Consider the following 26,274-nt stretch of genomic DNA (forward strand, 5'->3'; position numbering starts at 1 on the left):
ATGGATACTCCCGCGCGCCCATTCGGCTAGTCGCTCCGGATGGGTCAGGACAGCGACGAAGTACCAAGTGCTTCCACGATCGCATCAATGACGATCCCCTCGTTCGCAGGATACGTCCCCTCCTGCCCGTTTAGCTTCGGCATCTTTTTCAGGCCTCGGTGATGCAAGGCAATCAGCTCCCAACGCGCGTTGAACACCGGGCTGCCGGAGCTGCCCGGTTCAGTCGGCGAGCGGTAGTGCATCAGGCGCTCGTCGTAGTCAAGAAGGTGGTTGTCATGGATGGAGAACGACAGCTTGCGGCCGTTTGGATGACCGATGACGTAAGCGCGTTGCTTGCCATCCCTGGCAGGTAGAGTGCCTGCCACCGGAACCGGCTCGATGCCCGCCAGATCAACCCTCGGTCGCAGCACCGTTGCATCCAGTTTGTCCGGCCTTGATGTCCATAGCTCTTCAACCTCAAAGGCCTGTGGACCGCCTTTCCAAAGTTCAAACGTGACCCTGGCGTGCTGCGGTCGGATCGCACTGCTGACGGTAGTGTCGCTACAAACCACGTGCGCGTTGGTCAGGATCAGGAGTTCATCACCCCAAGCCTCGTATAGGTCACCACCGCGAACTAGAAAGCCGGTACCGATCGCTTCGTCGAAATCAGTCAGAATCTGGGCGACGGATCGGGCCCGAGTCATGCATCTGTTGAACCACGAGAACGTCTGAAAGCCATCGCTTCCGAAGCGCCTCTCGAAGCCTTCACCAAGTTTGAGAACACCGCTTCCCTCGTGGCTGGCTTCGTCCACGGGGATCTCGATGTCGCCCCCCTTCCGTTCGAGCAGGGCAGCCTTGAGCGCCGGAAGTACCTTGGCGCCGAGCGGTTCGCTGGTCTTCAGTTGCCAAACCTGGGTCAGTTGACGATAGCTGCTGCCCAGCTCGAAATCATCCGTGTTCCTATCGCCAATGTAGGAGCCAAGCCACTCGAGCGATTCTTCATCCTTCGCTAGGGCGATGCAGGCTTCTAAGCCCGTCGCGTGATCCCACCGCGTCGCCGTGTCCATCTGCAGCCGGTTGGTCATCTCCGCGAGGACTTGGCTGGCCATTGACTGGGCCACCCGCTTGGGGTCCGCAATTCCCCTCACGTCGACTCCGTCGCGATCGGCCCTCTGCAGCAGGGCCACCGCGTTGATGCCGTGCCAAGCCATTTCGCTGTTCACATCGTAGACCTGCTTGTAGTAGCCAATTGCGCTATCCAGATAGGCACGGTGTCGGCTTCGCTGGGGGTTGGCTGCGTTGATGTACAGGTCCTTGTAGCTCCTGCCTAGCAGGCCCAGGGCCTCTGCGTGCTCCCCAGGGTCAGCACACGCTCCGCCTACGTCGCTATCGTGCTTTAGGCGCTCGAGCACGCAGATAGCGCTGGTCAGTCGTCCCTGATCGATGAGTGCCTGAGCGTACAGGCGGCGCACCTTGGGCCCGCGCTGACCGTTCTGGATCAGCGCATCGGCAACGCGCTCCATCAGGACGAAGTAGCGACGGCGCCTGAGCAAGCCGAGTGCCTTCGCCGCTTCCTGAACCGGGTAGGCATCATCGCGCTCAATGATGTGGTCGATCAGCTCGTTCGACAGTTCCTCCGCTTTGCTCTGGTCGAAGGTGCTGACCGCGTCGAAGAGCGCATCGTTGAACTCCCGGATCCGAAACGTCATGGCCAAATCACGCCGAGCAGACGTGCCATGTGTTCGCGCAGCTCGTCCTGCAACATATACTTGTGCAGATCGTGCCGCCATTTTCCGCCGTTGCGCTGGCGCTGGTCGATCACCACGCTCTGGCCATTGCGTCGATAGTCATTGGCGAGACGGGTGTCGATGCACACCGGATCGAGGCGATCGGCGACGTTCACCCATTCGCCCGCCACCTTGCTCGGGAACCCGTCATTGCGCGTCCACTCCGGCGACAGCTTGTCCTGAATTTCATCGATGCCGAGCGGCGAACCGAGGGTCATGAAGCCGTCGACGGCGGGACACGCCGCCACACGCTTTAGGCAGTCGTACGCAATCACCGTGCCCATGCTGTGACCCACAACGATGTGCGGGCCGTTTCCACCGTTGGCATCGGCGTCCTGCGCAAGGGTCTCGACGAAGCGCCGACGGATCTCGTCTTGCACCCGGTACGTCTCACCAGGCCTCGGCGTGCTTTGCGCGTTGAACAAGTAGTGATGCACGTCCCTGAGCAGTGCCTTCATCAGCCGCCGCTTGATCGCCCACGGCAAGGGTATGCGCTCAAACCCAGATTCGTCTGAAGGCGGTGGCACGTAGGCATCATCGCCGTCGGGCGCTTCAGCCTCGTAGTTCAGTCGCGCTGCCAACGCCGTTATGAAGTCTTGGTTCTCGGCGGGCATCTCAGCATGCCAACTGCTGTCATCATCGGACGGCTCATCGACGATGTCATCACCGACACGCTCGTGGTCCGAGTCGTCACTCGACGGGGACGCGTACATGACGTCCGCCCAGTAGACGAACGAAGAGGAGATGTTGTGCGTTCCAAGGTCGATGCCGTCTGCATCAGCCAGCGCCCGACGCCAGCGCTCGTGCAGTTCGTCAGCCGGTGGCTTGTTGGCGATACCGTGAATAAAGGTGATGTGTGTCATTCAGTTGCCTCTGCGGGTCTCGAATAGTCTTGTGATCATTCCCAGCTCATTGGCGCCCCCCGACCGGTTGCTGGTCGGCTGGCTACTGAAGGCCGCTATCACTCGAAAGCGTCCAGCGATGCCAACGGTGGTCAAACGCCACCGGCCGACGCTCAAGCCACGCGCGTGCGTCGAGCAGGGCGTCGAGGGGCGAGGATTGGCCCCTCGATTACTGTTCGCTGGCCCGGAGACACTCGCGCCGACTGGCGTAGTCTGCCCGGCCCCCAGGGGGACAACCTCCGCAGCGCCGCCGCCTTACCCAGACCAGGGTATCGGAGCTTCGGGCAGCTGTAACAGCGCCCACACGAGACGGTGGGCCATCACAGAGCCATTGATCGACCTCGTTCCAGCCAATTCACCGGCGCCTCGACCCGGGCGAGGCGCGACAGGTCGAGGGCGACAGGTCAAAGGTGCTTTGCGGCAGGCCGCCCATGCCCATGCTGCGGATGTTCGCGGCTTGCGGGAGAAGAAGGTCAGTTCGCTAGACTCATCTGAGAACCGCACAGCCATCGAGGTCGATGACCATCAGATCAGGTCGCGACTGGTACCGTGAAGGAACACTGATCCCCTTCAGGGGATGTGCCGCAGCCAAGCGTCACTGGCAAACTTCTCCTCTGCCAACCCCTGAGCAAGGCTGAGCTCTGCCGGGTCGATGCGCCCGGGCTTCGCGCCGTACAAATCGATGAAGGTCTTGGCCATGTGGTCCATGACTTGCTCTCGCGGCAAACCCGTCTGGCTGCGGACCGGATCCACGCGCTTGGCCGCGCTCGCGATGCCCTTATCGGAGATTTTCTCGCGACCGATACGCAGGATTTCCATCATCTTCCCTGCATCCATGTCGTAGGCCATGGTGACGTGGTGCAAGACGCTGCCACGTCGGTAGCGCTTCTGCGCCGCGCCGCCGATCTTACCCTCGGGGCTCGCGATGTCGTTGAGCGGCTTGTAGGTGGCCTGAACTCCCAGAGCGTTCAGCGCCGTCAATATCCAGCTATCGAAGAACGCATAGGAGTCGGGGATGCTCAGGTGGCTGACGAGTTCGCCAGGTGCGTACAAGGAATAGGTGATCGCCGTGCCACGTTCGATGAACATAGCGCCACCGCCCGTCACCCGGCGCACGACCTGAACGCTGTGGCGCGCCGCCGCCTCTAGGTCCACTTCGTTGCGCAAGGACTGGAAGGCGCCGATGATCACCGCCGCTCGGTCCCACTCCCAGAAGCGCAAGGTGGGTGCTCGGCGACCGGCGTCTACCTCGTTGGTCAAGACGTCGTCGAGGGCGAGGTGCATGGCAGGGGAGTAAGGCCCTTCCTCAGTAAGAATCTGCCACTCGAAGTCCTGCCAGACCTTATGCGCGCCGAGTGCGCGGCGCACGGCGATGGCAACGGCTTGCAGGCTAAAGCCGATCAACGCGGCGCCCGGGCGCAGCTCGGCCTCCAGGGCGGTCACCAGCTCCGCCACCGTTGCACTCGCCGACTGACCTTCCAGGGCCCCGACCAGGTCCCCTAGGGCTTCGGCAGGCTCTAGGAAAAAGTCCCCCGCGAGCTGCACCTGCGTCAACGCGCCCTCGCGCACCTCCAGGTCGACTACCACGAGTTTGCCGTTGGGTACCTTGTACTCGCCGTGCATTGCTAAGCGCCTTCCCTATTTGCGTGTTAACGTCTGGCGACCCGCCAGAACCAATCCACAGAACGTCGGATCACGAGCAGGGGTCACAACTGCGATGTTGCCACGACGTTGCCGTGACTCGGCGACATCGCGGACAGTGGCTCCCGGCAGATGGACATGCTCCGTCGATGAACCGAATACTCCATCGACAGCACGTGCGAACGTCGGTGCTATCGTCGGCATGGAGCGAGGAGCCTACCACTAAGTGCACCCTCCACCGGAACAACATGCCCCGCCGCCCACTAACGGGCGTTAGGTGAGGAGGCTCGAGGCGCTCAGAGCACCGCACTTCGCGTATTTCGAATGGACTGAGTTACCAACTGGCGTGCCTGACATGGCCGGAGGAAGTCGCGATCGATGCGCGCCTTGGCACGAGCGTGACCCAGGCATCGGGGGTTTGCGGAGGGGGTATCGGCACGTCATGTCGCGCAGGCTACGAGCTGTATCGCGAACATCGCAGCGAACGTGTCGCCATCACCTTCTCCCTGACTGTTGCGGCGACATGCCCGACCAGATGGATACGACGCTGCCGACACCTCGGGTTGCCGCCGGCACGCCGATGGGTGACACCCGCTTCGACGACTTCATGCCCTGCGGACCTAAGAAACGGTTCCGAGGTGTTCGCCGCGGAATCGATAAGGCTAGCTTGACCGTGAATTAGGTCGAGATGACAAGGTCACGGCGCGCAATTGATAACCGCCCCTCCACAGAGCCTGCAGCCGCACCGCCAACGCGGCCTACGCCCCCACGCCAAGTAAGCTATTGCACGCGGCCTGAAACCGGGTAGCACGCTTGCAGATAGCCGCGTTGGTTCCACCTAGTGAGATCACTTGGTCAGAGCATGCAGTGGACGCCACGCGCGCGCAAGAGCAGACGAGCGGCACAGCCCTAAGCCCCCAGAAGGCGTAGTTACGACGCCCGAAAATTACCGCAAGACGGACTTCAAGTAGTCAGAGATCTCTGCATCCTGGGAGTTCGCAAAGAACAGCTCGGAGAACTTCTCCCCGGCGATCGTGTCTCTGAGCAGTCCCTGATCCACCTTTCTCAGCACCGTTGGCATATCGTGCGTTGAAGCGGCCTTGACTTCAGATAGGATCCCTCGGTTCTTCGCCATGATCGCCGCACGTTCTTTGGGATAGCCTACTCCGCGTTCGTGCTCGAACAACTTTCTGTAGCAATCCTCTAGGTTGAGCTCGGCGGCCCATCCGAAGCCCTTGGCGTAGGGCATGGACATGGCGTTGCCGTCATTTATCTGCCCGAACAGGAAGGCATCGGTGGGATCGATCACCAGGCCGCAAAACACGCCAGGCATTGAATTGCACGCGAGCATCGAGCCCATGCCTGTACCGCAGCCAGTCACTACGAAATCGGCCGCGCCTGAGTTCAGCAAGATGCCAGCCAGCAAACCGTTCATCACGTAGGTGAGGCTTGCAGAATCGTCCGGCCCGTACATGCCGTAGTGGTGCACCTCGTGCCCCAGCGGTTCCGCAACATTTCTAAGCGCCCGGTGGACCACGCTGCTCTTTGCAGCCTGACTGTTTTCGATGACTAATGCGATCTTCATCCGCTTCTTCTCCTCCATGTATGGGGCGTGGGGCCCGGCGCGTTTTGCCTGAGAATAATCGAAAAACGCGCATGAATCGTCACCGCTCGAGGACCGGACTCGTCACGCAAGTTTTTGTCCTGAGGACATTTTTGTACGCCAAGCGCTAGTGTCCTGTCCCGTAAGTTCGTTGAAGGAGTCGCACGGGGCTTTTTGTTCCTAGGCGCGGCGGGAGGACGAGCGTGGCAGGCCCCACGGGAGGAGGAGCAACGTGCCTAGGGGCAAAAAGTACCCGCGAATTCTTTAACGAACTTACGAGACAGGACACTAGCTAGGTTGCTGAAAGACCTCGTTTTGCGCAGAGAACCAGCGTTCAGCGCTCCGCGTACGCGAGGCACTTACGCACTATCAGGGCGACCGCGTGTTCGCTCCGGATCGCGAGGCTTGGAGCAGCTTCAGGAATTGGGTTCGCCCGGCGACGAGCTGGGGCTTGATGTAGGTGGATCCTCGATCAGTGGAGGGGGCGGCGGTGGCCCTTTCCTTTCCACTTAGACAGGCGGCCTATTCCCCACGGCAGTTCTCGGTCAAGCCGCTGGGTCCGGGCGGTTGGAGTCGACGCTCAAGCAGGAGTCGCGCGTCTGTGACATTCACGATCCCATCTCCATCAAGATCTGCATCCGCGTTCCCTGTCCCTAGCACACCTCGCATCACCAACCAGTCGCGGATGTCGACACTGCAGTCGTCATTCAGGTCAGCATCGCACGCGTTGCCGAATCCATTAGCGTTGCTATCGCGTTGATCTGCGTTTGGCGTCTCACTGCAGTTGTCAAGGCCATCAGAAACGCTATCGCCGTCGGCATCTGCACCTGCCTGCCCCCAAAGGATGTACGCAGCACCCGCCCTGGGCTCGCCTTCCAAAGAAGCGTTGTAGGCGCCGATAAGTAGATCGTCAGCCCCGTCCCCATTGAAGTCGCCACCACCCGCGGTGGCAAAGCCCGCGCTATCACCGGGGTCGGCACCGACAAACACCACGCCGTCGCTTGGATCCCAGTGACCTAGGGCAATCTCTCCGTTGCTCCCGAAGTCGGATTTGCCGAACAAGAGGTAGACGGCACCAGCAGTGTCCCTGCCGAGAAGCGATGCTCCGGGGGCACCAATAAGAAGATCCGCGGTCCCATCGCCGTTCCAGTCACCCGGCGAACTCACCTGCACACCGGACTGATCGCCGGCGGCAGCGCCGATCACACGAACACCGTTGGACCCATCGATTTCGCTAACTCGGCGAAGACCGTTCCCACCGACCACCGCAGATCCGAAGACCACGTACGTCTCGCCAACGTCCAAATCCTCATCACGGTTGACACGGGGCCCCGAGAACGCTGCATCATCGAGGCCGTCAGCATTCACGTCACCAACCCCCGATACGGAAAGCCCGCACCGTCCAGATTGCTGCTCACACTCGAAGGTGAACCCGTTAGCACCATTGAGCTCCGAGACGCTCACTCGCTGCGGATAAGGTGAGGAGCTCCCAAAAATGAAGTGAACTTGACCCGCCAACGAGATCCCTTCTGGAGATGCTCCAATCGCCCCAAAGACTACATCGGCGAAGCCATCTCCGTTCAAATCCCCTGCACCGGCAACAGCTCGCCCAATATCTTCGAATGGATCAGCCCCGTTCACCACGGCTCCGGTATCTCCTCGCAGCGCTATCAACTCCACAGAGCCGGACTGCCCTATCGACGGTCCGCCGAACACGATATAGCCCTGTCCCGCACTAGGGATGTCTGCTGGGTATGCGTCAGTCGCGCCAACTATAAGGTCATCGTATCCGTCTCCATTGACGTCATTCGCAACAGCCACTTGCCCGGCGATTCCACCCGGGAACTGCCCCCGCAAGATAAAGCCAATGGTTCCGTCCAGATCGGATCTGGTGAGGGGGGCTTCAGGGAACGGACCGTCACTCCCGAACACCACGTATACCTGTCCGGTGTCATTGTCGGCGCCAATCTCAGAATCCGCGAAGAACGCCCCGATCGCGACTTCTGTGAAACCATCTCCATTTAAGTCCCCAGCTGCACTCAACGAACCCCCAACGAAGTCGCTTGTTTTGACCCCTTCAAAAATGAACCCTTCAGAGGATTCCAGTGCGTCCAAGCGGATCTCCTCAAGCGCGTCCAGTTCGCTTCTTCCGAACAGCACATAGGCTCGACCCGCGGTGCGCTGGTCGCCTTGATCAAATCCAATCGCGCCAATGGCGAGGTCGTCGATTCCATCTCCGTTGACATCGCCGACCGGCGCAACGGAGTAGCCGAAAAAGTCTTCTTCGATTGCCGACCCCAGCAGCCGCGTACCGGTAGAAGGCGGCAAGCTCCCTAAATCGATTTGCAGCTGGTCACCGCCGGCCGCGTGACACGACATACCGACGAGCGCCAGCCTGACTGACCTAGTCAACGTAATGGACATGCCAAACGACTGCGGCCGGCTCATCACTATGCTCCTTGTCAACTGTCTAAGGTCCATCGTACGCGACCGGGTGTCGACGTAGTTGCCATCCGGGAGATGGCCGAACGGCGTTCCAGGGTAGCCCTGGTCGGTCCAGCCCCTCATTGGAGCGGTGGAATAGGAGTGTTGCCGACGTGCCCAGGCTGCGGATGAGCAAGCCTGCGCGCATGCTTGCGTATGATGTTAGCTGTCTATGCCATGAACAGGCTACTGCGGAATCGCGTCAATGCGATCTGAATAAGTTGTCTCGCACCGATCAGTGATGCCACTCGGGCCAGGCGGGCTAAGTCGATTCTGAAACAGCACACGGGCATCAGCGACGGTCACGACGCCGTCCCCGTCAATGTCAGCGTCGGCATCGCTGGTGCCCAGCACATTTCGCATCAATAGCCAATCGCGAATGTTCACTACACAGTCATCGTTTAGGTCTGCATCGCACACATTGCCGAACCCATCTGCGTTTGAATCGCGTTGGTCAGCATTCTCCAGGTCCCGACAGTTATCGAGAGGATCGACTATGCCGTCGCCGTCTGCATCGGGTTGTCCCCACAACACGTAAGCAATGCCAGCTCTGGAAACGCCACCGGGCGACGCGTTGTAGGCTCCAATGAGAAGATCGTCAGCTCCATCCCCGTTGAAGTCACCGGCCCCTGTCGTTGAGAAACCTGCGCTCTCTCCCGCGGTCGCTCCGAGTATGATGTGACCTTCCCAAGGGGTAATGTCGGCTAGGTTTAGCGCCCCCTCGCTGCCGAAGGTGGGGCTCCCAAACAGTAGGTAGACGGCTCCGGCCGACGCCCGCCCAAGCGGCGAAGCGCCAGCGGCCCCGATAACAAGATCGGCAATTCCGTCTCCGTTCCAGTCTCCCGAGGAGCTCACTTGCAGGCCGGACGAATCACCTTCACCTGCGCCGTTTATGATCACGCCGACCGCTGCTACCAAGTCGTCCGTAGAGAGCGTGCCGTCGCCGCCAACGTCCGCCCCTCCGAACACCACGTATGTCTGCCCAGCATCTACGCGACCCTCTACGTTGGCACCCGGTCCAGAGAACACGATATCGTCGAACCCATCTGCATTGAGGTCACCGAGAACGTCGACTGAGATCCCGCACCTAGCACCCTGCTTGGTACACTCGTACGTGAAGCCGTTTGAACCGTTTAGTTCCGATACTTCGAGTCTCTGGGGAAACGGCTCTCTACGGCCCAACACCACGTGAACTTGTCCTGCTAACGTTACACCGCCGGGCGCCGCACCGAACGCACCAAAAACGGCGTCTCCCAAGCCATCACCGTTCACGTCACCGCCACCTCCGACAGATCTACCGAGATCGGCGAACGGCTCCACACCATTGATGACGGCTCCTGATGAACCCCGAAGACTCACGAGGTCAACGGATCCAGACGCTCCCACTGAAGGTGAGCCGAAGACTATGTAGCCCTGCCCCGCGCTCGGGACATCGGCCGGATATGCATCGGTTGTTCCGATCACCAGATCGTCGTACCCATCTCCGTTCACATCCTCGGCGCCGGCAACCGCAGCCGTAATGCCGTCCGGGAATGGTCCTTTCGCAGTAAAGCCGTTCGCTCCGTCGAGGTCGAGTTTCGTCAGAGGCTCCGATGGGAAAGGCTCGCCTTGCCCGAAGACGACATAAACCTGACCGGTATCGTTCTCGGCTCCAACCTCAGAGTCAGCGAAGAATGCCCCGATCGCAACATCATCAAAACCATCACCGTTTAGATCACCGACGCCACTAAGCGCGCCACCTACCAAGTCGTTGGTCTGCACCCCCTCGAAGACAAACCCGAGTGGCGAATCCAATCCCTCAAGCTCAATGTCACTGCCGTCCGCAAGGTCTTGTCGCCCTAGTACGACATACACCCTTCCTACCGATTCTTCCCCGTCTCGGTCTGATCCGACTGCACCAACCGCGATGTCATCAATGCCATCGCCATTCACGTCACCAACAGCTGCAACCGAGTAGCCGAAAAACTCCTCTTCAGTAGACTGGCCGAGAAGGCGAGTTCCAGCATCGGATGGCAACGTAGCTAGATCGATACTTGGTTGTTCGGTCTGCGCGAGGGCGGCCGGTACGATCGCACCGGCCACCTGACACGTCGCACCGAGGAGCGCCACCCTGACCGACCTACTCAAAGTGCTTGATGGCGTACAGGATCCAACACAGGCCACTGCTCTCTCCTCGTTGCATTGGTGAATACTACGGAAAATGATAGCATGGAGAGCTGAGCGCGCCCCACCGGTCAACGTAACGCCCCGAACCGTTTCAGGAGAAGCATCAGGCGGAGTGAGATGGGGTGGTCCACGGTCACCTAGTGGACCGGCGGCACTGCCTCGCAGCACCCGACGTTAAAGGCGCCGATTCTCCTCGAAGAGGACTATCTCCGGCCAACACATCTGCGTTACGCTCACTTCTTCGCTCTCGCAACGCGATACGCAGATCCGCGACTCATCGGGGGGCTGCGCCCGAAGGTACCCGGAATCTCCATCAACCCTACCGCGTGGTTCGGCGTCGCGACGGACGTTGCATCATACGATTCCGTCGGTGACCGCACGCCAGCGAAGGCCGATTTGAGGCCAGGGACTCTATTATTGAGCTGTCGGCTTGACTGGCGAGCCTACGAGGCGGCTCCGCCATCACGAAGAACAAGGACTTGCCCTTGAGGAGCGGATCGAGGAAGGAGGCGGACTAGGATCAGCTTCGAGGACGCGACTCGAACCGCTGTCGACTTCTTCACAAGTCCTTGGAGTCTGTGGGCCTCACCCGTTCTTGAACACGAAAACCGTGCTGAGACTCGCATGCTGCGACCGGTTGACGCACGAGCGCGGAGACGGATTTAGAACCGCCAACGCGTCACTTCTGGTTGAATCTCTCCAAGACTTGGCCGAATACTCAGGCGCCAAGAGAGAGATGGTGGGGCATCAGGACTCGAACCCCGAACCTACTGATCAAGAGTCAGCAAGGCTCGTCCAACTTCCGCCGCGTAATCAACAATTTTCATAGCAGGGGATGGGTGTGAGTCTGCGGGATGCTGGAGAACGGAACAGCAACTTGCGGTTGTTGTGGGTGTGACTTCTCGGACCGCGTGTTGGGCTTCCGCGCGCCGAGTCAGCGCCGGGGCTGCCCGGAGGCAGAGGTCGCCAAGGGCGAGCGCGCCTGACCAGCTCTGCTAACTCGCCTGCGAATGCTGCTGCGATGGAGCGCTTAGGAATCACTCATCGCGTTCTACCACCCGGCGTATCGGTTGCGGCACCAGATAGGCCGACGTCTATCAGATCTTCGGTCCCAGAGTGAGGGGAACGGCTCTCCCTTGAGAACATAGTCTGGCGGATCGCAGGCCGCACCTGGCGCTTAGGTCCGTAGGCGTGCGCGGACGCGACTAGAGTTACTACGGAATGGTAATATCTAGTAACGGAGGAACGATCATGCCAAAAACCACCAGTATCAACTTGGGCGATCACTTCACGGGTTTCGTTTCCGACCTCGTGGCCACCGGCCGCTACGGCTCCGCTAGCGAGGTCGTCCGCGAGGGGCTGCGCCTCATCGAAGAGCGCGAGCAGAAGCTCCAAGCCTTACGCCAAGCGCTCACCGAGGGCGAGGAAAGCGGAACGAGCACACGCACGCCTAAGGAGATCTTCCAAGGAGCCCGCTCCCGGTTGAAAGCGGATGGCAAGCTATAGGCTCACGGCTCGGGCCGACGAAGACCTCGATCGCCTGTATGTCTACGGTGCACTGACCTTCGGCCTAGACCAGGCTGACCGTTACGCTGAGGGGCTAATCGATGCTATCGCTCGCATCCCAGCGCAGCCTCTCCTTTGGCCAGAAGTGCCGGACCTTCCCGGCGACTACCGGCGCTGCGTGTTCCGATCCCATGCGATCTACTATCGCCTCGAGCCAAGTGGCAACGTTCTGATCGTCCGCGTGCTAGGCAACGAGGACCTTGCCGCTGCGTTCGACCGCTAGCGACCTGAGCGATAAGTTGCCATTGAGCAATCAGTCACTTGCGCGTTTTAGGTCACTAACTACCCCGAGAGCATTCCAACCGCGAAGTGAGAGTCAGCAAGTTACAGACTTAAGGTCACTAACTATCGCGCCAAAGACCCCTTGACCCCCGCATACAGAAATCATTGACCGATCGAATTCGAAAGCTTCTGAATTCTTGAAATTCACTTACCAGCACTGGAAAACGTATCTTTTCGCCTGAAGCGCAAATCTTTTGCCTCCGATCGCGATATCTGATTGCCAGCATCCAGGCCCTGGGCTTAGACCGTGCGCCGCAGCTCGACAAGGGTGAGCCTGGTCCAAACTTCGAGACGCTTACGTGAGCAAGCGACCACCGCTTCCCGATGGCGTGAGCATCCGAGATGGGTCCTACCGGTTCCGAAGGCGAATCGGTGAAGGCCGCCGGATCGACTCGAAGTTGTGGCGTGTCGAGGAAGAGCTAGCGACGATGTACGAGCGCCTGGCCGAGGTCGAGCGCCAACTCCAGACCGGGCAGCCAGTTGGCACCATGGGCGAACTGTTCGTGGACTACCTGGAGAGCACGCGTCTGGCGCAGAAGAAGCCGTCGACACAGCACGGTCGGATTGTCGGCAAGTTAATGCCTGTGTTCGGTCAGATGAAGCCCGAACAGATAGGCCGCTCGCACGCGGCGCAGATGAGGCACCGTATGGCCGCTGTAAGGGGCCAACCGTTACCGCTCCGTGCTCCGATGTCTTCGAGTTACGCCATGCGCCGGGGGATCGCCGAGTCGAATCCTTGCAAAGGGATCGCTCGAAACCGCGAGCGCCCACGGAATCGAGTGGTAAGCACCGAGGAGATCAACGCCGCGCTTGAAATTGCGGCAACTGCGTTCCGACGCCCACTCGCGGCACAGGCGCTGATAGCCAAGCCCCGGCAGGCGGACCTCATCGCCTGACGCGCGACCAGGTAACGCCCGACGGGATACGGTGCGCCGAGAGCAAGACGGGCGCTGGCAACGTCATCGAGTGGACGGACCTACCCCGTGCGCTCATTCGCGAGGCGCTCAAACATTCCCAGTGCGAGCAAGTGTTTGCTCAGGATCGCTACCCGGCCAAGCCGTGGTCAGCATCCAGCGTGCACGCAGCGATGCGTCGACTGAAGGTGTCGTTCACGCTTCACGATCTGCGATCCTGGGCGGCGTCTAATCACGCGCGTCCCGAATCGCTTGGTATGTTGCCCTGCTCCAGCGGGAGCGGCGCATCACGCCCGTGAGGTAGGGGGTAAGAGAGCAGGCACTAGCGCTGGGGTGGGTGTGATTTCTCGAGGGTGTAGGGAGGAACCTACCTCGATGCTAAGTGACCGAAAAAATGGTGGGGCATCAGGGACTCGAACCCCGAACCTACTGATTAAGAGTCAGCAAGGCTGATTCAACTTCCGTCGCCTAATCAACAATTTGTATAGCAAGGGATGGGTGTGAGTTTACGAGATGCGGGAAAGCGGAACAGTAGCTTGCGGTTGTGGTGGGTGTGACTGCGGGGACCACCGCGTGGGAGTCCCGCGCGCCGAGTCATTGCCGGGGCTGCCCGGAGGCAGAGCCGCGAAGAGCAGGCCGCGGGTGACCAGCTTTGCCAACTCGCATGCAAATGCGCTGCGATGGAGCGCTTAGGAATCACTCATCGCTCCCTACCAATCCCTCGGCCGGGAACGGGTGGGTTTCGGGTTCGGCAGGCGAGTGAGGCGCGCGTATCGTTCCCGAAGGCACTGCCACGCTAGGCCTTGCTCACGTCTGTGCGCGCCGCACGATGAGAAGATTTGGTCGGAGCGGCGAGGTTCGAACTTACTAACTCCTTGCCCTCTTATGTACGGACAAAACCAAGCCGTAATCCGTTGATTTAGCGACATTCTATTCTTCCAGACATGTAGAAGAACTCGGTCACTCACTGCGTCCAAAGATCAACTACTTGCTGACTGGATATCGACCAAACTCGGGCCGGCGCACATCGATCAGCGGAGCGACGTCAGGGCGACTAGATTTACTGCAGAGTGGTAATATCTAGTAACGGAGGGACAGCAATGCCGAAAACCACCAGCATCAATCTGGGCGATCACTTCACCGGCTTCGTATCCGACCTGGTCGCCAAGGGCCGCTACGGCTCCGCCAGCGAGGTGGTCCGCGAAGGGCTGCGTCTCATCGAGGAGCAGGAGCAGAAGCGCGAGGCGCTACGCCGCGCGCTCCTCGAAGGCGAGGAGAGCGGAACTAGCGAGCGTACGCCCAAGGAAGTCTTCCGCGGGGCACGCGAGCGGTTGAAAGCGGATGGCAAGATATAGGCTCAGTGCCCGGGCCGATGACGACCTAGATCGCCTCTACGTCTACGGCGCACTCAACTTCGGCGTAGACCAGGCTGATCGCTACGCCGAGGGCATGATCGATGCGATCGCTCGTATCGCGGAACAGCCCTTGCTTTGGCCCGAAATCCGCGACCTTCCCGGCAACTACCGGCGCTCCGTCTTCCGAGCCCATGCGATCTACTACCGCATCGAGCCCAACGACGACGTCCTAATCGTGCGCGTGCTAGGCAACGAGGACCTCGCCACGGCCTTTGATGAGTAGCGGCCCGGTGACCGAAGACTGACAGGCGAAAGGCGTGCTGCTGCTAGGGCCACAGGTAGTGGTGCTTAATCGCTCCTCGGGATGTATCTCACTCCGCATCTTCGACAGATCCAGCTCTGGCGCCACTGTTCGTATTCGATACGGAAAGCGGTGCAGAGGTACCAGCCGTTCGCGATGAGGCGAACGACAACAACCAAAAGCAGGCCCCCGAGTAACCAGAGCGCGATCCTAAAACGCAGGGCACGCAGAACGACCATCAGTTCCTCACCCTCGAGAATCGGCTGCGCAGCCGGATACAGCACGAAGAGTGAGACGAGCGCCAGAGCGGGCACCCACCAAGGGACAATTGGATTCGGCTCCGGCGGCGCGCACCGTCTCGACCATGCGCTGTAGCTAACGCGATCTTCGATGACGCGCATGCCTTGCGCGTAGCCCACCGAGAGCTTCTGTGTGTCGTGCGACCCGCAGTTTGGACAGCTGCATGCAGTCACGGGCGTCGACCCTCAGGCAGTCGGTCGCAGGAGGTGGTTTCGAAGCTCTGGACGGCACGACGCGCATGACTCAACTCGGGCGAGCACAGAGTTCTTTGGAGCAACGCGTAGGCGACTACGTGGACGGGTACCGACTTCGGGTCCTCTGCTCGAGAGGTCGCAAGATAGTGATCAACCGTAGCGCGCAATGCGACTAAGTCTACGTCGACCGCCACATGAACCGGACCGTCGTAAACGAGGTAGGCGCAAATCTCGGCGCCACCGAAACGACTACGCCAGACCGTGCGGGCCACCGTAAGGGCTGTCAATTCGGCGACTAGGCGATCGAACTGCGCAACGTCGCGGGGATCGTCGCCACTAGCGTTGACCTTGACGATCACCCGGTTGCGGGATCGCCAAAGCAGTACTTCGTCGGGCCTTGCTCCCATGCGGCCGTAGTTGTAGACGCGGTTCCCACGACACAGCAGACACGGATTGTCATCGATTCTGTAAGCCATCGTTGTTCTCCAGGCTTGAGCACCTGGTCTCACGATGACATTGATCGGCTCCTCGACAAGTCGCTGACCCAAGCACAGTCTTTGCGACTTCCCTGACCCGGCCAAGACCAGCAAGGGAGGCCGCTAAGGTAGTTCATCGAGCGCATCCACATGGAGCGAGAACGCATGCGGGTTCGTGCGATCCTTCTCTAAAACATAGTTGACTACCGTGGAAGCAAGCGACAGGTTGCCCCCGTTGCTTCGCTTCTCTCTTTCGCCCTAGAGCGTAGCTCGCTGCGCTCAATGTCCTGCTCGCAACGTATCGCGGCGAACTCATCGGACAGTCCCCGAGTTGAGGAACCGCGTCTAGAATGGCAAAGCCGATCGCTAGGTCTGCTCGACAAGTTCGCTTGCCGACATGTAAGTTGCGGACCAGTGCGACGCCACTTCCTTGGACCGCCCCACGGCCAGCCGGCCACTATCGAAATCCACCACCGCACACCAGTCCGCCCCCGTCGGCGGGGCCGGCAGGACCGTAAAGCGCCCGTCGGTCAGCAGCCAGCATGCGATCCGAGCAGTCGGTGATTGTCGGCGCAGTCGATGCAGGGTCTTCTCAGTAGTGGAAACCGCCGCAACGATAGGTGTACCGCCGCCACCCTCAATCGCGCGGATCCAGGTGGCGCCAAGCGGCGCGGTGCCAGGCGCTTTGAGTAGCTGTGCGCTGTTCCCCCCAAAGCCGATCACGACGATCGGCTCACGCGTGCCGTACAACGCTTCAGACCACACTTGCAACATCGCTTTCGCGAGCGCCAACCCGCCGCTTCGCATCATGGAAGCGGAGCAATCGACCAAGAAACAGTGAACCGTAGCGCCGCTTGGAATCCGTTCGCGAAAGCGAAGGTGCCCTGTGCGGAAGCGAGTAGCGCCCTTGGCTGCCAGGGTGCGAGGCCAGTCGAGCGCAGCGCCCGTCGCATCCGTGTCGGTGCGGGGCCCGCGGGCGCCGCGATCGCTCGACCGTGAGCGCATCCTGACAGCAGGCACTCGGCGTTCGCCTTGCTGCCAGGCTAGGCTTTTTTTCGGGGTACAGGTAGCGGGCGAACGCCCTTCACGGCTGCAGGCGCGGGCACTCGGGTCGGGCTCAGTGCACCCCACTCGGATCTGCCCGAGTCGGACATGCTGCCTGATGCATTCGATCGGTTCGGTGAAGGTCGCTCGGGCCCGCGTACTGGGTCCCGACTTTCAGACAGTCGCGGCCCTTCGGCCTCGACACTGGCGCGTTGCTCGGCTCGCGATCGCACGCCGCCCTGGCTTCCTGTCTCTCCATCGCGAGCGCCCACGGGAGCCGTTGCGCCATGCGCCTCAGCGCGATCGCCGTCGTGCCCGCCCTCAAACTCTCCACCCGCGGTGTCGTCTGGCGTCGACGGCGACGACGAGTCACCGCCGTCCCGCGCACCAGGAGGCGGTGGCCCCGCCGCCTGCAGCCGATTCCCGTCGCCTCGGCGATGGGCAAGCACCCAAGGTGCCACTGTGTTCACGTCCCGCTCGACGATCCGCGAGTGCCCTTCCAGCGCCGCGTTTGCGCGCGCCGCGCGTAGCAGCGTGAGGTCGGCGCGTACGCCTTCGACCTGGGCTCCACGGCACAACTCAGCAACTCGAGCGATATCGCCATCGGTGTAGTCGATCTGGTTCAGGCGTGCCTTCGCCGCGGCCAGTCGCGTACGCAAAGTCGCCTCGGCTGCCTGATGACGATCGATGAACGCCATCGGGTCCGCATCGAATTGCAACCTGGCGCGCACGATGCGCTGGCGTGTCGCACTATCGCTGGGATCGGACAGATGCAGGTAGAGGCCGAAGCGATCCAGTAGTTGCGGGCGTAGGTCCCCTTCCTCCGGGTTCATGGTGCCGACCAGCACGAACCGTGCTGCGTGCGAGTGCGAAACGCCATCACGTTCGACGATGTTCACCCCGCTCGCGCTCACGTCGAGGAGCACGTCCACCAGGTGATCGGCTAACAGGTTCACCTCGTCCACGTACAACACCCCACCGTGCGCCCGAGCGAGCAGCCCGGGACGCCATTGCACACCGTCGCCTTTGAGCGCAGCGTCGATGTCGAGCGAGCCCACGACTTGCTCTTCCGTCGCTGCCAGCGGCAGATTGACGAAACTCGCCCCATCGGGAAGCAACGTCGCGAGGGCGCGGGCACTGGTGGACTTGGCCGTTCCTCGTGGTCCCTCGATCAGCAGGCCGCCGATCATCGGATCCACCGCGCACAGCTGCAGCGCGCGCTGCAGCGCCGGCTGACCCTCCAGCGCTGAGAACGGGAAATGGGGGCGCACGATGGACTCGGCGCCCGCAGAACTGTCCATGGTGATTCTCCTACCTGGCGTGCCGATACCTGACAACGCCGATCATTCCATTGCCTAGCAAGGCTCAGGGCAACGGCAACGCGCCGATCCTCTCCGTGCCCGTCAAACCCGTAAGGTAAGGGTTAAGGTTTCGTTCCGGAGAGCTTACCCACTTTCGCCGCCGCGCTGCGACCTACCCACGCGCGTGGGACACCGCAGCTCGCCCGTCCATCGCAACCTCTCAGGGCGTGCTGGCGCTGAGTACTCCCCGAACTCAACCTCCCGCGGGCGCCGCGGCCTCGCCGGCCTACGCCCCCGTGCCCCTTTCCTGGAGCTCACGCACGTGGCCGGGAGCCCGCTCGATCAAGACGATCCGCTTCACCTGCGATGACCTGGGATCATCGATTGACAGCCGCCAACCCATGAACCATATTGCGCACAGATGGTGTTCTGAGAAGAACTTCATAGGGAACCCGGTGCGAATCCGGGACTGTGCCCGCAACTGTAAGCGGAGAGCCGGCAGCAACATGCCACTGGCCCACCGGATCCTCTCCGGCGCTGGGAAGGCTGCTGCCATTAGGCGACGACCCGTGAGTCAGTAGACCTGCCATCGCGTCGCTCGTCCGGGGCCGGGTCCAGCCCTTCAGGACAGGAATAGATCATTCCCACGCAGCGACTTGTGCACCCCGTTGCCACGCCGGTACGCCCGGCCGCGGGGTCGTTTCGTTGTCGATGTTGATGCGGCGGCAACCGCGCCATCAGGGAAGATCATCATGCCGATCTGTTCAAGTGATCCGCACCGGGTCACTACGTCTTGCTTCCTCGCGATTGCCGCGATGGGGGCCAGTTTCAACCTGCTCGCGCAGTCGACCGATGACCCTGCGCCGGCCGTCATCGGCGCACAGCCGATCGAGAATCTGATCGTGGTGGGCACGCGCTTGCCCACCCCCGCCGCCGATGTGTCATCGAGCGTTACCGTGATCACGGCCGAGGACATCGAGCGCCGCGGTTACGACTTCGCCATCGATGCTATAGCCGCCGTGCCCGGCGTCACCGTCAACCAAAACGGTGCCTTCGGCGGGCTCGCGTCGGTTCGGATCCGGGGTGCCTCTAGCGAGCAAACGCTTGTTTTGATCGATGGGGTGCCGGTGACCGATCCGTCATCGCCAGGGGGTGGATTCAACTTCGCGTCCCTGGACACCGCTGACATCGCCAGGATCGAGGTGCTGCGCGGCCCCCAGTCGGTGCTGTGGGGCTCCGATGCGATAGGCGGCGTCGTGAACATCATCACCCATCGCGGTGAGCTCGCGCCGCCGCTTTCCGGCTTTCTTGAGGGCGGATCCTTCGGCACGCTCCGCAGTGGCGTCGCGGGGGCCGGCAGCTTCGATCGCGGTGAGTTCCGAGTGGCACTAAGCGGGATCCGGACGGACGGCATCTCCAAGGCTGATGAAGCCGATGGCAACGAGGAGGACGACGGCTTCGAGTCACTTACCGTGAACGCGACCGGCGCCGTCGAATTGCCCGCGAGCGGACGCCTGGAAGCCACGATCCGCTACGTCACTGCAGAGAACGAGTTCGACAGCTTCGGCTCGCAGACCGGCGTCGTCGACGGCGATGAAGTGGGCGACAGCCGCCAGCTCTCCGCCACGCTCACAGCACGCTTCGATGGGTTATGGAACGATCACTTGGACCTGATGGGAATGTTCGGTTACGCGGATATCGAGCGTGAGAACTTCACCGACGGCATCTCTAGCTTCACCGCCGACGGTCAACGCACGGTGTTTCGCGGCCAAGCCACAATCCGGCCGGCGCAAGCGCACCGCATCGCCCTGGGCGCTGAGCACGAGGGCACCGAGACCGACAAAGACACCTCCATCGGTAGCGTGTTCGGGCTGTGGGAGTACTCGCCTATTGACGCCCTGGCGGTGTCCGCCGGCATACGCCGCGACGATCACGAGCGTTTCGGCGCGGAAACTACAGGGCGCGCGTCGCTGGCGGTGACGCCCCTTGACGGGCTGACCCTACGTTCGGCGTGGGGGCAAGGCTTCAAAGCGCCTACGCTCTTCCAAACCACGTTCTTCTGCTGTGGCGCCAGCGAACCCAACTCGGATCTGCAGCCGGAGTCGAGCGACTCGTGGGAAGTCGGGCTCGACTGGCGTGTGAACTCGCGGGCGAGCCTTAGCGCGACCTGGTTCGAGCAGGACTTCGAGAATCTGATCATCTTCGACTTCGGAATCGGAGGCTATGACAACGTTCCAGGTGCCACCAATCGCGGCCTCGAGATCGCGGGCGCCGTACAGCTAACACCAATCCTGGGCCTCGGACTTACCTACGCCTACATCGAGGCTCGTGACGACACGGGCGCCCGCCTGGTCCGCGTGCCGCAGAACTCCGGTGATGTGGAGCTTTCGCTCACGCCGAAGGGACCATTCTCCGCGTCCGTTGTGGCCCGTTATTACGGGGAAGAGGCCGATAGCCGCGGTGTCGTCGAGCGTTGGTTGCGACTCGACGCCAGCGCGAGCTACGCAATCGGGGAACGCTATGAGGTATTTGGGCGACTCGAGAACGCGGCCGACGCGCAGTACCAGCAGATCTTCGGCTACGGCACGCCGGGGATATCCGGCACCATCGGGTTCCGGGGACGCCTGTGATCCCGGCGCGCCAGCCACTCAAGCTCGGAGCAGTTGCTTGCGCGCTGACCCTTGCGCTGACGGGTGCCGCCTTGTACGGGTGCGGCTCCAACACCGCTGTCCTGTCTGCTGCGGTCGTCGACGGCAGTGAACCGGCGCCGGTCGCCGAGACCGGCGAAGGGACCGAGCGCGCGGGCGCACCGAGGCGCATCATCAGTCTGGACTATTGTGCCGATCAGTATGTCGTAGGGCTTGTAGAACGCGACCGCATACTGCGAGTCTCTCCGGACGCTACCGAGCAATATTCTTGGGTACGGGATGAAGCTCGCGGTTTGCCGAGCGTTCACCCCCGCGCCGAGGACGTGCTGATCCTGCAACCCGATCTGGTAGTCCGTTTCTATGGCGGCGGCCCAAATGCTCGGACGTTCCTGGAGCGCGCAGGCGTGCGCGTACTGCAAGTGCCGTATGTGAGCACAATCGCTGATGCGCGTCGCAATCTGCTCGAGCTTTCGGCCGCGCTGGGGGTGGCGCAGCGGGGACAGCGCCTGGCATCGCTCATGGACCGTCGGCTAGCGGCCATCGAGCCACCGCCGCTGCCCGTTGAAGCGCTCTACATGACCCCATCGGGTGTAAGCGCCGGATCCGGTACGCTGATCAACGAGATGATGCAAACTGCGGGACTACGTAACTTCCAACGCGAGCCGGGCTGGCATCCCCTGCCGCTGGAGCGGTTGGCGTACGAGCGCCCCGGTCTTCTCGCGCTCGCTTTCTTCGACACCAAAACGAACCATGCCGATGCGTGGTCGCCGTCGGCACACCCCGTCGCTCGACGCCAGCTGCGGGAGCTGCCCAGTGTTTCGCTGGACTCCGCGTGGGTATCGTGTGGCGGTTGGTTCCTGGTGGAAGCGGTAGAGGCACTCGCCGCTGCCGGGCGGGAGGCGGTGAGGTGAACACATCCGCCAACCGTTCTGCCGAGACATGGTTGATCGTTGGCCTCAGCGTGGCAACTCTAGTGGGGTTGTTCGTTGCCGTTCTGCTGGGAAGCACAGCGCTGCCCGCGGATCGCATCGTGGCCGCCCTGATCGGCGCCGGTACGCCGGGCGATGCGATCGTGGTGTGGGAGATTCGCCTGCCGCGTGCGTTGGCGGCGATGCTCGTGGGGCTCGCACTCGGCGTGAGCGGTGCCGCCCTGCAGGGCTTGTTGCGCAATCCTCTCGCCGAGCCTGGCGTGCTCGGGGTCTCCGCATCGGCCTCCCTTGGGGCGACTGTGGTCATCTACTACGGTTTGGCGGCGAGCAGCGCCTTTGCCATCCCCCTTGCCGCTGCCGGCGCCGCCATCCTAGCCACGCTCCTCCTGGCAGCGACTGCGGCGCGAGTGCAGTCTGTGGTGACGCTGATTCTGATTGGCGTTGGAGTATCGAGTTTCATCGGCGCCCTCATGACGCTGTTGATGAACCTCGCCCCGAATCCGTTCTCCTTGGCCGATATGATCAACTGGATGCTCGGCACCGTCGCCAATCGCAGTTTTCGCGATATCGCCCTGGCCTTACCGTTCATGGCCACCGGCATCGGTGTGCTCTTCTTCGCCCGCCGCTCGCTGACCGCCCTCTCACTGGGCGAAGAGGCGGCGTACGCCCTGGGGGTCAATCTACGCCAGGCGCGCCTCACGACCATCATCGGCGCGGGACTCGCCACAGGCGGCGCGGTGGCCCTCGCTGGGGCCGTCGGGTTCGTTGGCATCGTAGCGCCCCACCTGGTGCGCCCATCGGTACGCCACGATCCGGCCCGTACGCTGTTGCCGGCGGGCATGCTTGGTGGCGTATTGCTCTTGGTCGCCGACATTGGCGTGCGCGTCCTTCCAACCTCGAGCGAACTCAAGCTTGGTGTCGTCGCGGCCCTTGCGGGGGCACCGGTGTTCGCATGGATCGCCTTGCGTCGGCGCGCCGGCGGATTCAGCTCATGACGGCGACCGGTCCGGGAAGTTCCCTCAGCATCGACAATTTGTCGGTCACCCTGGACGGACGCTCGCTGCTGCGCGACATCAGCCTGCGCCTCGGGAGCGGCGAGCTCGTCGTATTGATCGGCCCTAACGGGGCGGGCAAGACCACGCTATTGCGCTGTGCGATCGGCCTCACCACGCCGAACGCGGGTAGCGTGCTGATCGACGGCCAAGAGCCGCGGCATTTGTCCGCGACAGCGCGCGCTCGCTTGCTGTCCTACCTCCCTCAGACGAGAGTGATGACCTGGCCACTGCTCGTCGAGGACACCGTCGCACTTGGTCGCTTCGCCTATGGTGCGGCGCCCGGACGGTTGAACCAGCAGGATGCTGCGGCGATCGCTCGCGCCCTGCACGCCTGCGACCTCACCCGGTTCGCGCAACGTGCCACGAACACGTTGTCCGGCGGCGAGTTGGCCCGAGTGCACTGTGCGAGGGTATTCGCCGCGGAAACGCCGTGGTTGATCGCCGACGAACCGGTGGCAGCGCTGGATCCTCTGCACCAGTTTCAGGTCATGGCGCTGCTGCGCAAGTACGTAGAAAGGGGCGGTGGTGCGCTCGTCGTGTTGCACGATATCGCGCTAGCAGCCCGCTTCGCTGACCGGTTACTTTGGCTGCACGACGGTCAGCTCATCGCGGACGGCTCGCCGAGGGAGACCCTGACCGCGCAGCGCCTACGCACGGTGTTCGGCATGGAAGCGAGTGTGGAGGAATCACCCGCCTACGGTCTCGGTGTTCGCCTGCTGGATGCGGCATCACCTGTGGGTGGTGCCTGAGGTCTCGCATGGCGGCACGTGCGCTAATGATGCAAGGCACCGGCTCCAACGTGGGCAAGTCAGTGATCGTTGCGGGGCTATGTCGCTTGGCACGGCGCCAAGGGCTGCGCGTGGCGCCCTTCAAACCGCAGAACATGTCGAACAACGCGGCGGTCACGCACGAGGGTGGCGAGATCGGCCGCGCTCAGGCGCTCCAGGCGCGGGCGGCCGGTGTAAGGCCCAGCATTCACCACAACCCGGTATTGATCAAACCGGCGAGCGATCGCGGCGCACGGCTGCTCCTGCACGGCCGCCCGATCGGTCGCCTCGAGGCACGCCAGTACCGCGAGCGCCGCGAGCGCTTGCTGGGCGGCGTGCTCGAGAGCTTTTCCCAACTGGTCGCGAACCACGATTTGATCCTCATCGAGGGCGCCGGCAGCCCCGCCGAAGTCAATTTGCGCGCTGGCGATATCGCCAACATGGGGTTCGCCAGCGCCGCCGGTGTGCCCGTGGTCCTGATCGGCGACATCGACCGGGGTGGTGTCATCGCCTCCGTCGTTGGCACCAAGACCGTGCTGACGCCAAGCGATGCAAGCCACGTGCGAGCCTTCTTGATCAATCGCTTTCGCGGAGATCCCGACCTGTTCGCCGACGGTATCGAGGCCATTCTGCGGCACACTGGCTGGCCCTGTCTCGGCGTCATTCCATGGCTGGACGTGGTCGGTCGACTTCCCGCTGAGGATGCGGTGGACCTGGAGCGGCCTATCGCTGGCAATCGGCAGGTGGCGCAAGGGGCGGCACGGGCCTGCGTCGACCCCCTGCAAATCGCGGTGCCGCTGATCTCGCGCATCGCCAACTTCGACGACCTGGATCCCCTGCGCGCAGAACCCAACGTCGAGCTTCGCTTCCTAGTGCCAGGCACACGCCTGCCCGCGTCCACGGATGTGGTGCTGCTGCCGGGCACCAAGGCCACCCTGGCTGACCTCGAGATGCTGCGAGCTCAGGGATGGGCGGAGCAGATCGTGGCACACGCCGAGCGTGGTGGTTGGGTCACTGGTATCTGCGGAGGGATGCAGATGCTCGGGCGGTCCGTTGACGATCCGCAGGGGCTTGACGGTGTACCGGGGACCAGCGAAGGACTCGGTTTACTCGACTTTCGCACGGTGATGGGGCCCGAGAAGCAAGTACGCGAAGCGAGCGGACGATGTCTTGCGAGCAACGCTCCCGTGCGGGGGTACGAGATCCACTCGGGTAAGAGTGAGGGGGCGGCGCTGGCCGCGAGGCCCATGCTGCAGTTAGAGCAGCGCTCCCACGGCGCATCCAGCCCCGACGGGCGAATCGAGGGGTGTTACCTGCATGGGTTGTTCGCCAACGACGCCTTCCGCCACGCGTGGCTGGAGAGGCGGCGACCGGGCGTGGGTTCCACCCTGTCCTTCGATGCCGAAGTGGACGCAGCGCTTGACGAGCTGGCCGACCGGTGGGCCGAGCATCTGGACATCGAGCAGCTCTTCAACCTCGCTTCAACGCCGTCGCCGGCGTCGCGTTCGTGATTGCCACCGGCGCGGCCACCGTGCTCGTGGCGCTACTGGTGGAGTGGCGCTTCGGTTGGCCCGACTGGCTCTATGGCGCGATACGCCACCCCGTCGTCTGGATCGGAACTCTGGCGGCATGGTGCGAACGACGGTTCAACGTCGCGCACCACTCGCATGCCGCGCGCTACATCGCAGGCGTGGTGTCCTCGATTGTCATCGTCGCGCTCACGGTAGTGGTGGCCTGGAGCCTGCAGCACGGTACATGGCGCTTGCTCACCAACTACCTTCCGTCGCTATTGGATGACCCGCTGAGCGCATCTACCTTCCTCGGATCGACCGCACAAGCGACCGCCGCCACCATCGTCACGGGGACTATCGCTTCGAGCCTTATCGCCGCCAGATCACTGCACCAGCACGTCGCGGATGTGCACGCCCCCCTCAGCCGCGGCGAGCTGCACGCCGCGCGTACCGCCGTTGCCAAGGTGGTCGGCCGCGACATCGATTCGTTAGATGAGCCCGCCGTAGCGCGCGCATCCATCGAAACACTGGCCGAGAGCACCTGCGATGGGGTGGTCGCACCGCTGTTCTGGGGGGCGTTGCTCGGCTTGCCCGGCATGGCCGCTTACAAGGCGATCAACACCCTGGACTCGATGATCGGACACCGCAGCGAGCGCTTCCACGCATTTGGCGGATTTGCCGCCCGCCTCGACGACATCGCCAACTGGGTCCCTGCACGGGTCACCGCGCTGTTGATCGTAACCGTGGCCCGTAAGCGGCGTGTGGCTGCCTGGACCAGCGCGCGACGAGAAGCGGCTAATCACCGCTCACCGAACGCCGGCTGGCCCGAGGCGGCGACCGCCGGCATGCTGGATGTGCGCTTGTCGGGGCCGCGCCAATACGGCGGACAGACGGTGAACGAACCTTGGATCAGACCGCAGGCGCCCGATCCCTATGCCAAGGCACTGGCGACGGCGCTCGAGCGCTATCGCACATCGATCGAACACGTGCTCGTGCCGACGCTCGCAGGCATCACGGTGTTGAGCGTAATCCTTGGGGGCGCCTGGTGGGCGTAGGGTTCACCGCAGAT

The 26,274-nt window shown here is 62.3% G+C and carries 20 protein-coding genes and 1 riboswitch; of the genes, 11 read left to right on the forward strand and 9 right to left on the reverse strand.

What is annotated here, in order from left to right:
* Positions 1-44 precede the first annotated feature (44 nt).
* The 6 genes from AAGA68_18345 to AAGA68_18370 form a co-directional block, all read right to left on the reverse strand.
* Positions 45-1,688, reverse strand: a complete 1,644-nt coding sequence (locus AAGA68_18345) for a serine protease (protein ID MEM9387029.1) — start codon at positions 1,686-1,688, stop codon at positions 45-47.
* The gene (locus AAGA68_18350; protein ID MEM9387030.1) at positions 1,685-2,629 is read right to left on the reverse strand and encodes an alpha/beta fold hydrolase; all 945 of its coding nucleotides are present in this window, start codon (positions 2,627-2,629) and stop codon (positions 1,685-1,687) included. Before AAGA68_18350 ends, AAGA68_18345 begins: the two co-directional genes overlap by 4 nt.
* 609 nt (positions 2,630-3,238) lie before the next feature.
* Positions 3,239-4,291, reverse strand: a complete 1,053-nt coding sequence (locus AAGA68_18355) for a biotin/lipoate A/B protein ligase family protein (protein ID MEM9387031.1) — start codon at positions 4,289-4,291, stop codon at positions 3,239-3,241.
* Between the two features lie 964 nt (positions 4,292-5,255).
* Entirely contained in the window at positions 5,256-5,894 is a 639-nt protein-coding gene (locus AAGA68_18360) for an RpiB/LacA/LacB family sugar-phosphate isomerase (protein MEM9387032.1), read from the reverse strand.
* A 540-nt stretch (positions 5,895-6,434) separates the two neighbouring features.
* Positions 6,435-8,360, reverse strand: coding sequence for a hypothetical protein (locus AAGA68_18365; GenBank protein MEM9387033.1), 1,926 nt, complete (start codon positions 8,358-8,360; stop codon positions 6,435-6,437).
* Between the two features lie 222 nt (positions 8,361-8,582).
* Positions 8,583-10,505 (reverse strand): integrin alpha, encoded by a 1,923-nt coding sequence (locus AAGA68_18370; protein MEM9387034.1) that lies wholly within the window; start codon positions 10,503-10,505, stop codon positions 8,583-8,585.
* Between the two features lie 1,305 nt (positions 10,506-11,810).
* Between AAGA68_18370 and AAGA68_18375 the strand changes: the two genes are divergently transcribed.
* The 5 genes from AAGA68_18375 to AAGA68_18395 all read left to right on the forward strand — a co-directional run bounded on the left by AAGA68_18375 (position 11,811) and on the right by AAGA68_18395 (position 14,962).
* Positions 11,811-12,068, forward strand: a complete 258-nt coding sequence (locus AAGA68_18375) for a type II toxin-antitoxin system ParD family antitoxin (GenBank protein ID MEM9387035.1) — start codon at positions 11,811-11,813, stop codon at positions 12,066-12,068.
* Positions 12,055-12,351, forward strand: coding sequence for a type II toxin-antitoxin system RelE/ParE family toxin (locus tag AAGA68_18380; protein ID MEM9387036.1), 297 nt, complete (start codon positions 12,055-12,057; stop codon positions 12,349-12,351). Before AAGA68_18375 ends, AAGA68_18380 begins: the two co-directional genes overlap by 14 nt.
* A 487-nt stretch (positions 12,352-12,838) precedes the next feature.
* Positions 12,839-13,306 (forward strand): hypothetical protein, encoded by a 468-nt coding sequence (locus tag AAGA68_18385; protein MEM9387037.1) that lies wholly within the window; start codon positions 12,839-12,841, stop codon positions 13,304-13,306.
* A 1,118-nt stretch (positions 13,307-14,424) separates the two neighbouring features.
* Positions 14,425-14,679: a type II toxin-antitoxin system ParD family antitoxin gene (locus AAGA68_18390; protein ID MEM9387038.1), complete on the forward strand. Its 255-nt coding sequence runs from the start codon at positions 14,425-14,427 to the stop codon at positions 14,677-14,679.
* A complete protein-coding gene (locus AAGA68_18395) occupies positions 14,666-14,962 on the forward strand; it encodes a type II toxin-antitoxin system RelE/ParE family toxin (GenBank protein ID MEM9387039.1) in 297 nt (98 codons plus the stop codon). The genes AAGA68_18390 and AAGA68_18395 overlap by 14 nt, the downstream gene beginning before the upstream one ends.
* Before the next feature lie 487 nt (positions 14,963-15,449).
* Here AAGA68_18395 and AAGA68_18400 read toward each other — a convergent pair whose 3' ends face one another.
* The 3 genes from AAGA68_18400 to AAGA68_18410 form a co-directional block, all read right to left on the reverse strand.
* A complete protein-coding gene (locus AAGA68_18400) occupies positions 15,450-15,950 on the reverse strand; it encodes a hypothetical protein (protein MEM9387040.1) in 501 nt (166 codons plus the stop codon).
* Between the two features lie 366 nt (positions 15,951-16,316).
* Positions 16,317-16,760, reverse strand: a complete 444-nt coding sequence (locus tag AAGA68_18405; protein MEM9387041.1) for a magnesium chelatase — start codon at positions 16,758-16,760, stop codon at positions 16,317-16,319.
* 233 nt (positions 16,761-16,993) lie between these two features.
* Positions 16,994-18,295: an AAA family ATPase gene (locus tag AAGA68_18410; protein MEM9387042.1), complete on the reverse strand. Its 1,302-nt coding sequence runs from the start codon at positions 18,293-18,295 to the stop codon at positions 16,994-16,996.
* A gap of 405 nt (positions 18,296-18,700) precedes the next feature.
* A riboswitch (cobalamin riboswitch) is annotated at positions 18,701-18,901 on the forward strand.
* A 146-nt stretch (positions 18,902-19,047) separates the two neighbouring features.
* Between AAGA68_18410 and AAGA68_18415 the strand changes: the two genes are divergently transcribed.
* Genes AAGA68_18415 through cbiB form a run of 6 tightly spaced genes read left to right on the forward strand, consistent with a single transcriptional unit; the run spans position 19,048 to position 26,260 of the window.
* Positions 19,048-20,925, forward strand: a complete 1,878-nt coding sequence (locus AAGA68_18415) for a TonB-dependent receptor (GenBank protein ID MEM9387043.1) — start codon at positions 19,048-19,050, stop codon at positions 20,923-20,925.
* Positions 20,922-21,854 (forward strand): ABC transporter substrate-binding protein, encoded by a 933-nt coding sequence (locus AAGA68_18420; GenBank protein MEM9387044.1) that lies wholly within the window; start codon positions 20,922-20,924, stop codon positions 21,852-21,854. The genes AAGA68_18415 and AAGA68_18420 overlap by 4 nt, the downstream gene beginning before the upstream one ends.
* On the forward strand, positions 21,851-22,867 hold the full coding sequence (locus tag AAGA68_18425) for an iron ABC transporter permease (GenBank protein ID MEM9387045.1): 1,017 nt from the start codon (positions 21,851-21,853) through the stop codon (positions 22,865-22,867). The genes AAGA68_18420 and AAGA68_18425 overlap by 4 nt, the downstream gene beginning before the upstream one ends.
* The gene (locus AAGA68_18430) at positions 22,864-23,676 is read left to right on the forward strand and encodes an ABC transporter ATP-binding protein (GenBank protein ID MEM9387046.1); all 813 of its coding nucleotides are present in this window, start codon (positions 22,864-22,866) and stop codon (positions 23,674-23,676) included. Before AAGA68_18425 ends, AAGA68_18430 begins: the two co-directional genes overlap by 4 nt.
* 8 nt (positions 23,677-23,684) lie before the next feature.
* A complete protein-coding gene (locus AAGA68_18435) occupies positions 23,685-25,205 on the forward strand; it encodes a cobyric acid synthase (protein ID MEM9387047.1) in 1,521 nt (506 codons plus the stop codon).
* On the forward strand, positions 25,202-26,260 hold the full coding sequence (gene cbiB, locus AAGA68_18440; GenBank protein ID MEM9387048.1) for an adenosylcobinamide-phosphate synthase CbiB: 1,059 nt from the start codon (positions 25,202-25,204) through the stop codon (positions 26,258-26,260). The genes AAGA68_18435 and cbiB overlap by 4 nt, the downstream gene beginning before the upstream one ends.
* Positions 26,261-26,274 lie beyond the last annotated feature (14 nt).

It is taken from the genome of Pseudomonadota bacterium (genome assembly GCA_039193195.1).
GTDB lineage: Bacteria > Pseudomonadota > Gammaproteobacteria > Steroidobacterales > JBCBZW01 > JBCBZW01.

What these genes read in the sequence shown, in the direction of transcription:
- AAGA68_18345 (MEM9387029.1), bottom strand. Translation starts at nt 1,688, where the DNA reads ATGACGTTTCGGATCCGGGAGTTCAACGATGCGCTCTTCGACGCGGTC.
- AAGA68_18350 (MEM9387030.1), bottom strand. Translation starts at nt 2,629, where the DNA reads ATGACACACATCACCTTTATTCACGGTATCGCCAACAAGCCACCGGCT.
- AAGA68_18355 (MEM9387031.1), bottom strand. Translation starts at nt 4,291, where the DNA reads ATGCACGGCGAGTACAAGGTACCCAACGGCAAACTCGTGGTAGTCGAC.
- AAGA68_18360 (MEM9387032.1), bottom strand. Translation starts at nt 5,894, where the DNA reads ATGAAGATCGCATTAGTCATCGAAAACAGTCAGGCTGCAAAGAGCAGC.
- AAGA68_18365 (MEM9387033.1), bottom strand. Translation starts at nt 8,360, where the DNA reads ATGAGCCGGCCGCAGTCGTTTGGCATGTCCATTACGTTGACTAGGTCA.
- AAGA68_18380 (MEM9387036.1), top strand. Translation starts at nt 12,055, where the DNA reads ATGGCAAGCTATAGGCTCACGGCTCGGGCCGACGAAGACCTCGATCGC.
- AAGA68_18385 (MEM9387037.1), top strand. Translation starts at nt 12,839, where the DNA reads ATGTACGAGCGCCTGGCCGAGGTCGAGCGCCAACTCCAGACCGGGCAG.
- AAGA68_18390 (MEM9387038.1), top strand. Translation starts at nt 14,425, where the DNA reads ATGCCGAAAACCACCAGCATCAATCTGGGCGATCACTTCACCGGCTTC.
- AAGA68_18395 (MEM9387039.1), top strand. Translation starts at nt 14,666, where the DNA reads ATGGCAAGATATAGGCTCAGTGCCCGGGCCGATGACGACCTAGATCGC.
- AAGA68_18400 (MEM9387040.1), bottom strand. Translation starts at nt 15,950, where the DNA reads ATGGCTTACAGAATCGATGACAATCCGTGTCTGCTGTGTCGTGGGAAC.
- AAGA68_18405 (MEM9387041.1), bottom strand. Translation starts at nt 16,760, where the DNA reads ATGATGCGAAGCGGCGGGTTGGCGCTCGCGAAAGCGATGTTGCAAGTG.
- AAGA68_18410 (MEM9387042.1), bottom strand. Translation starts at nt 18,295, where the DNA reads ATGGACAGTTCTGCGGGCGCCGAGTCCATCGTGCGCCCCCATTTCCCG.
- AAGA68_18415 (MEM9387043.1), top strand. Translation starts at nt 19,048, where the DNA reads ATGCCGATCTGTTCAAGTGATCCGCACCGGGTCACTACGTCTTGCTTC.
- AAGA68_18430 (MEM9387046.1), top strand. Translation starts at nt 22,864, where the DNA reads ATGACGGCGACCGGTCCGGGAAGTTCCCTCAGCATCGACAATTTGTCG.
- AAGA68_18435 (MEM9387047.1), top strand. Translation starts at nt 23,685, where the DNA reads ATGGCGGCACGTGCGCTAATGATGCAAGGCACCGGCTCCAACGTGGGC.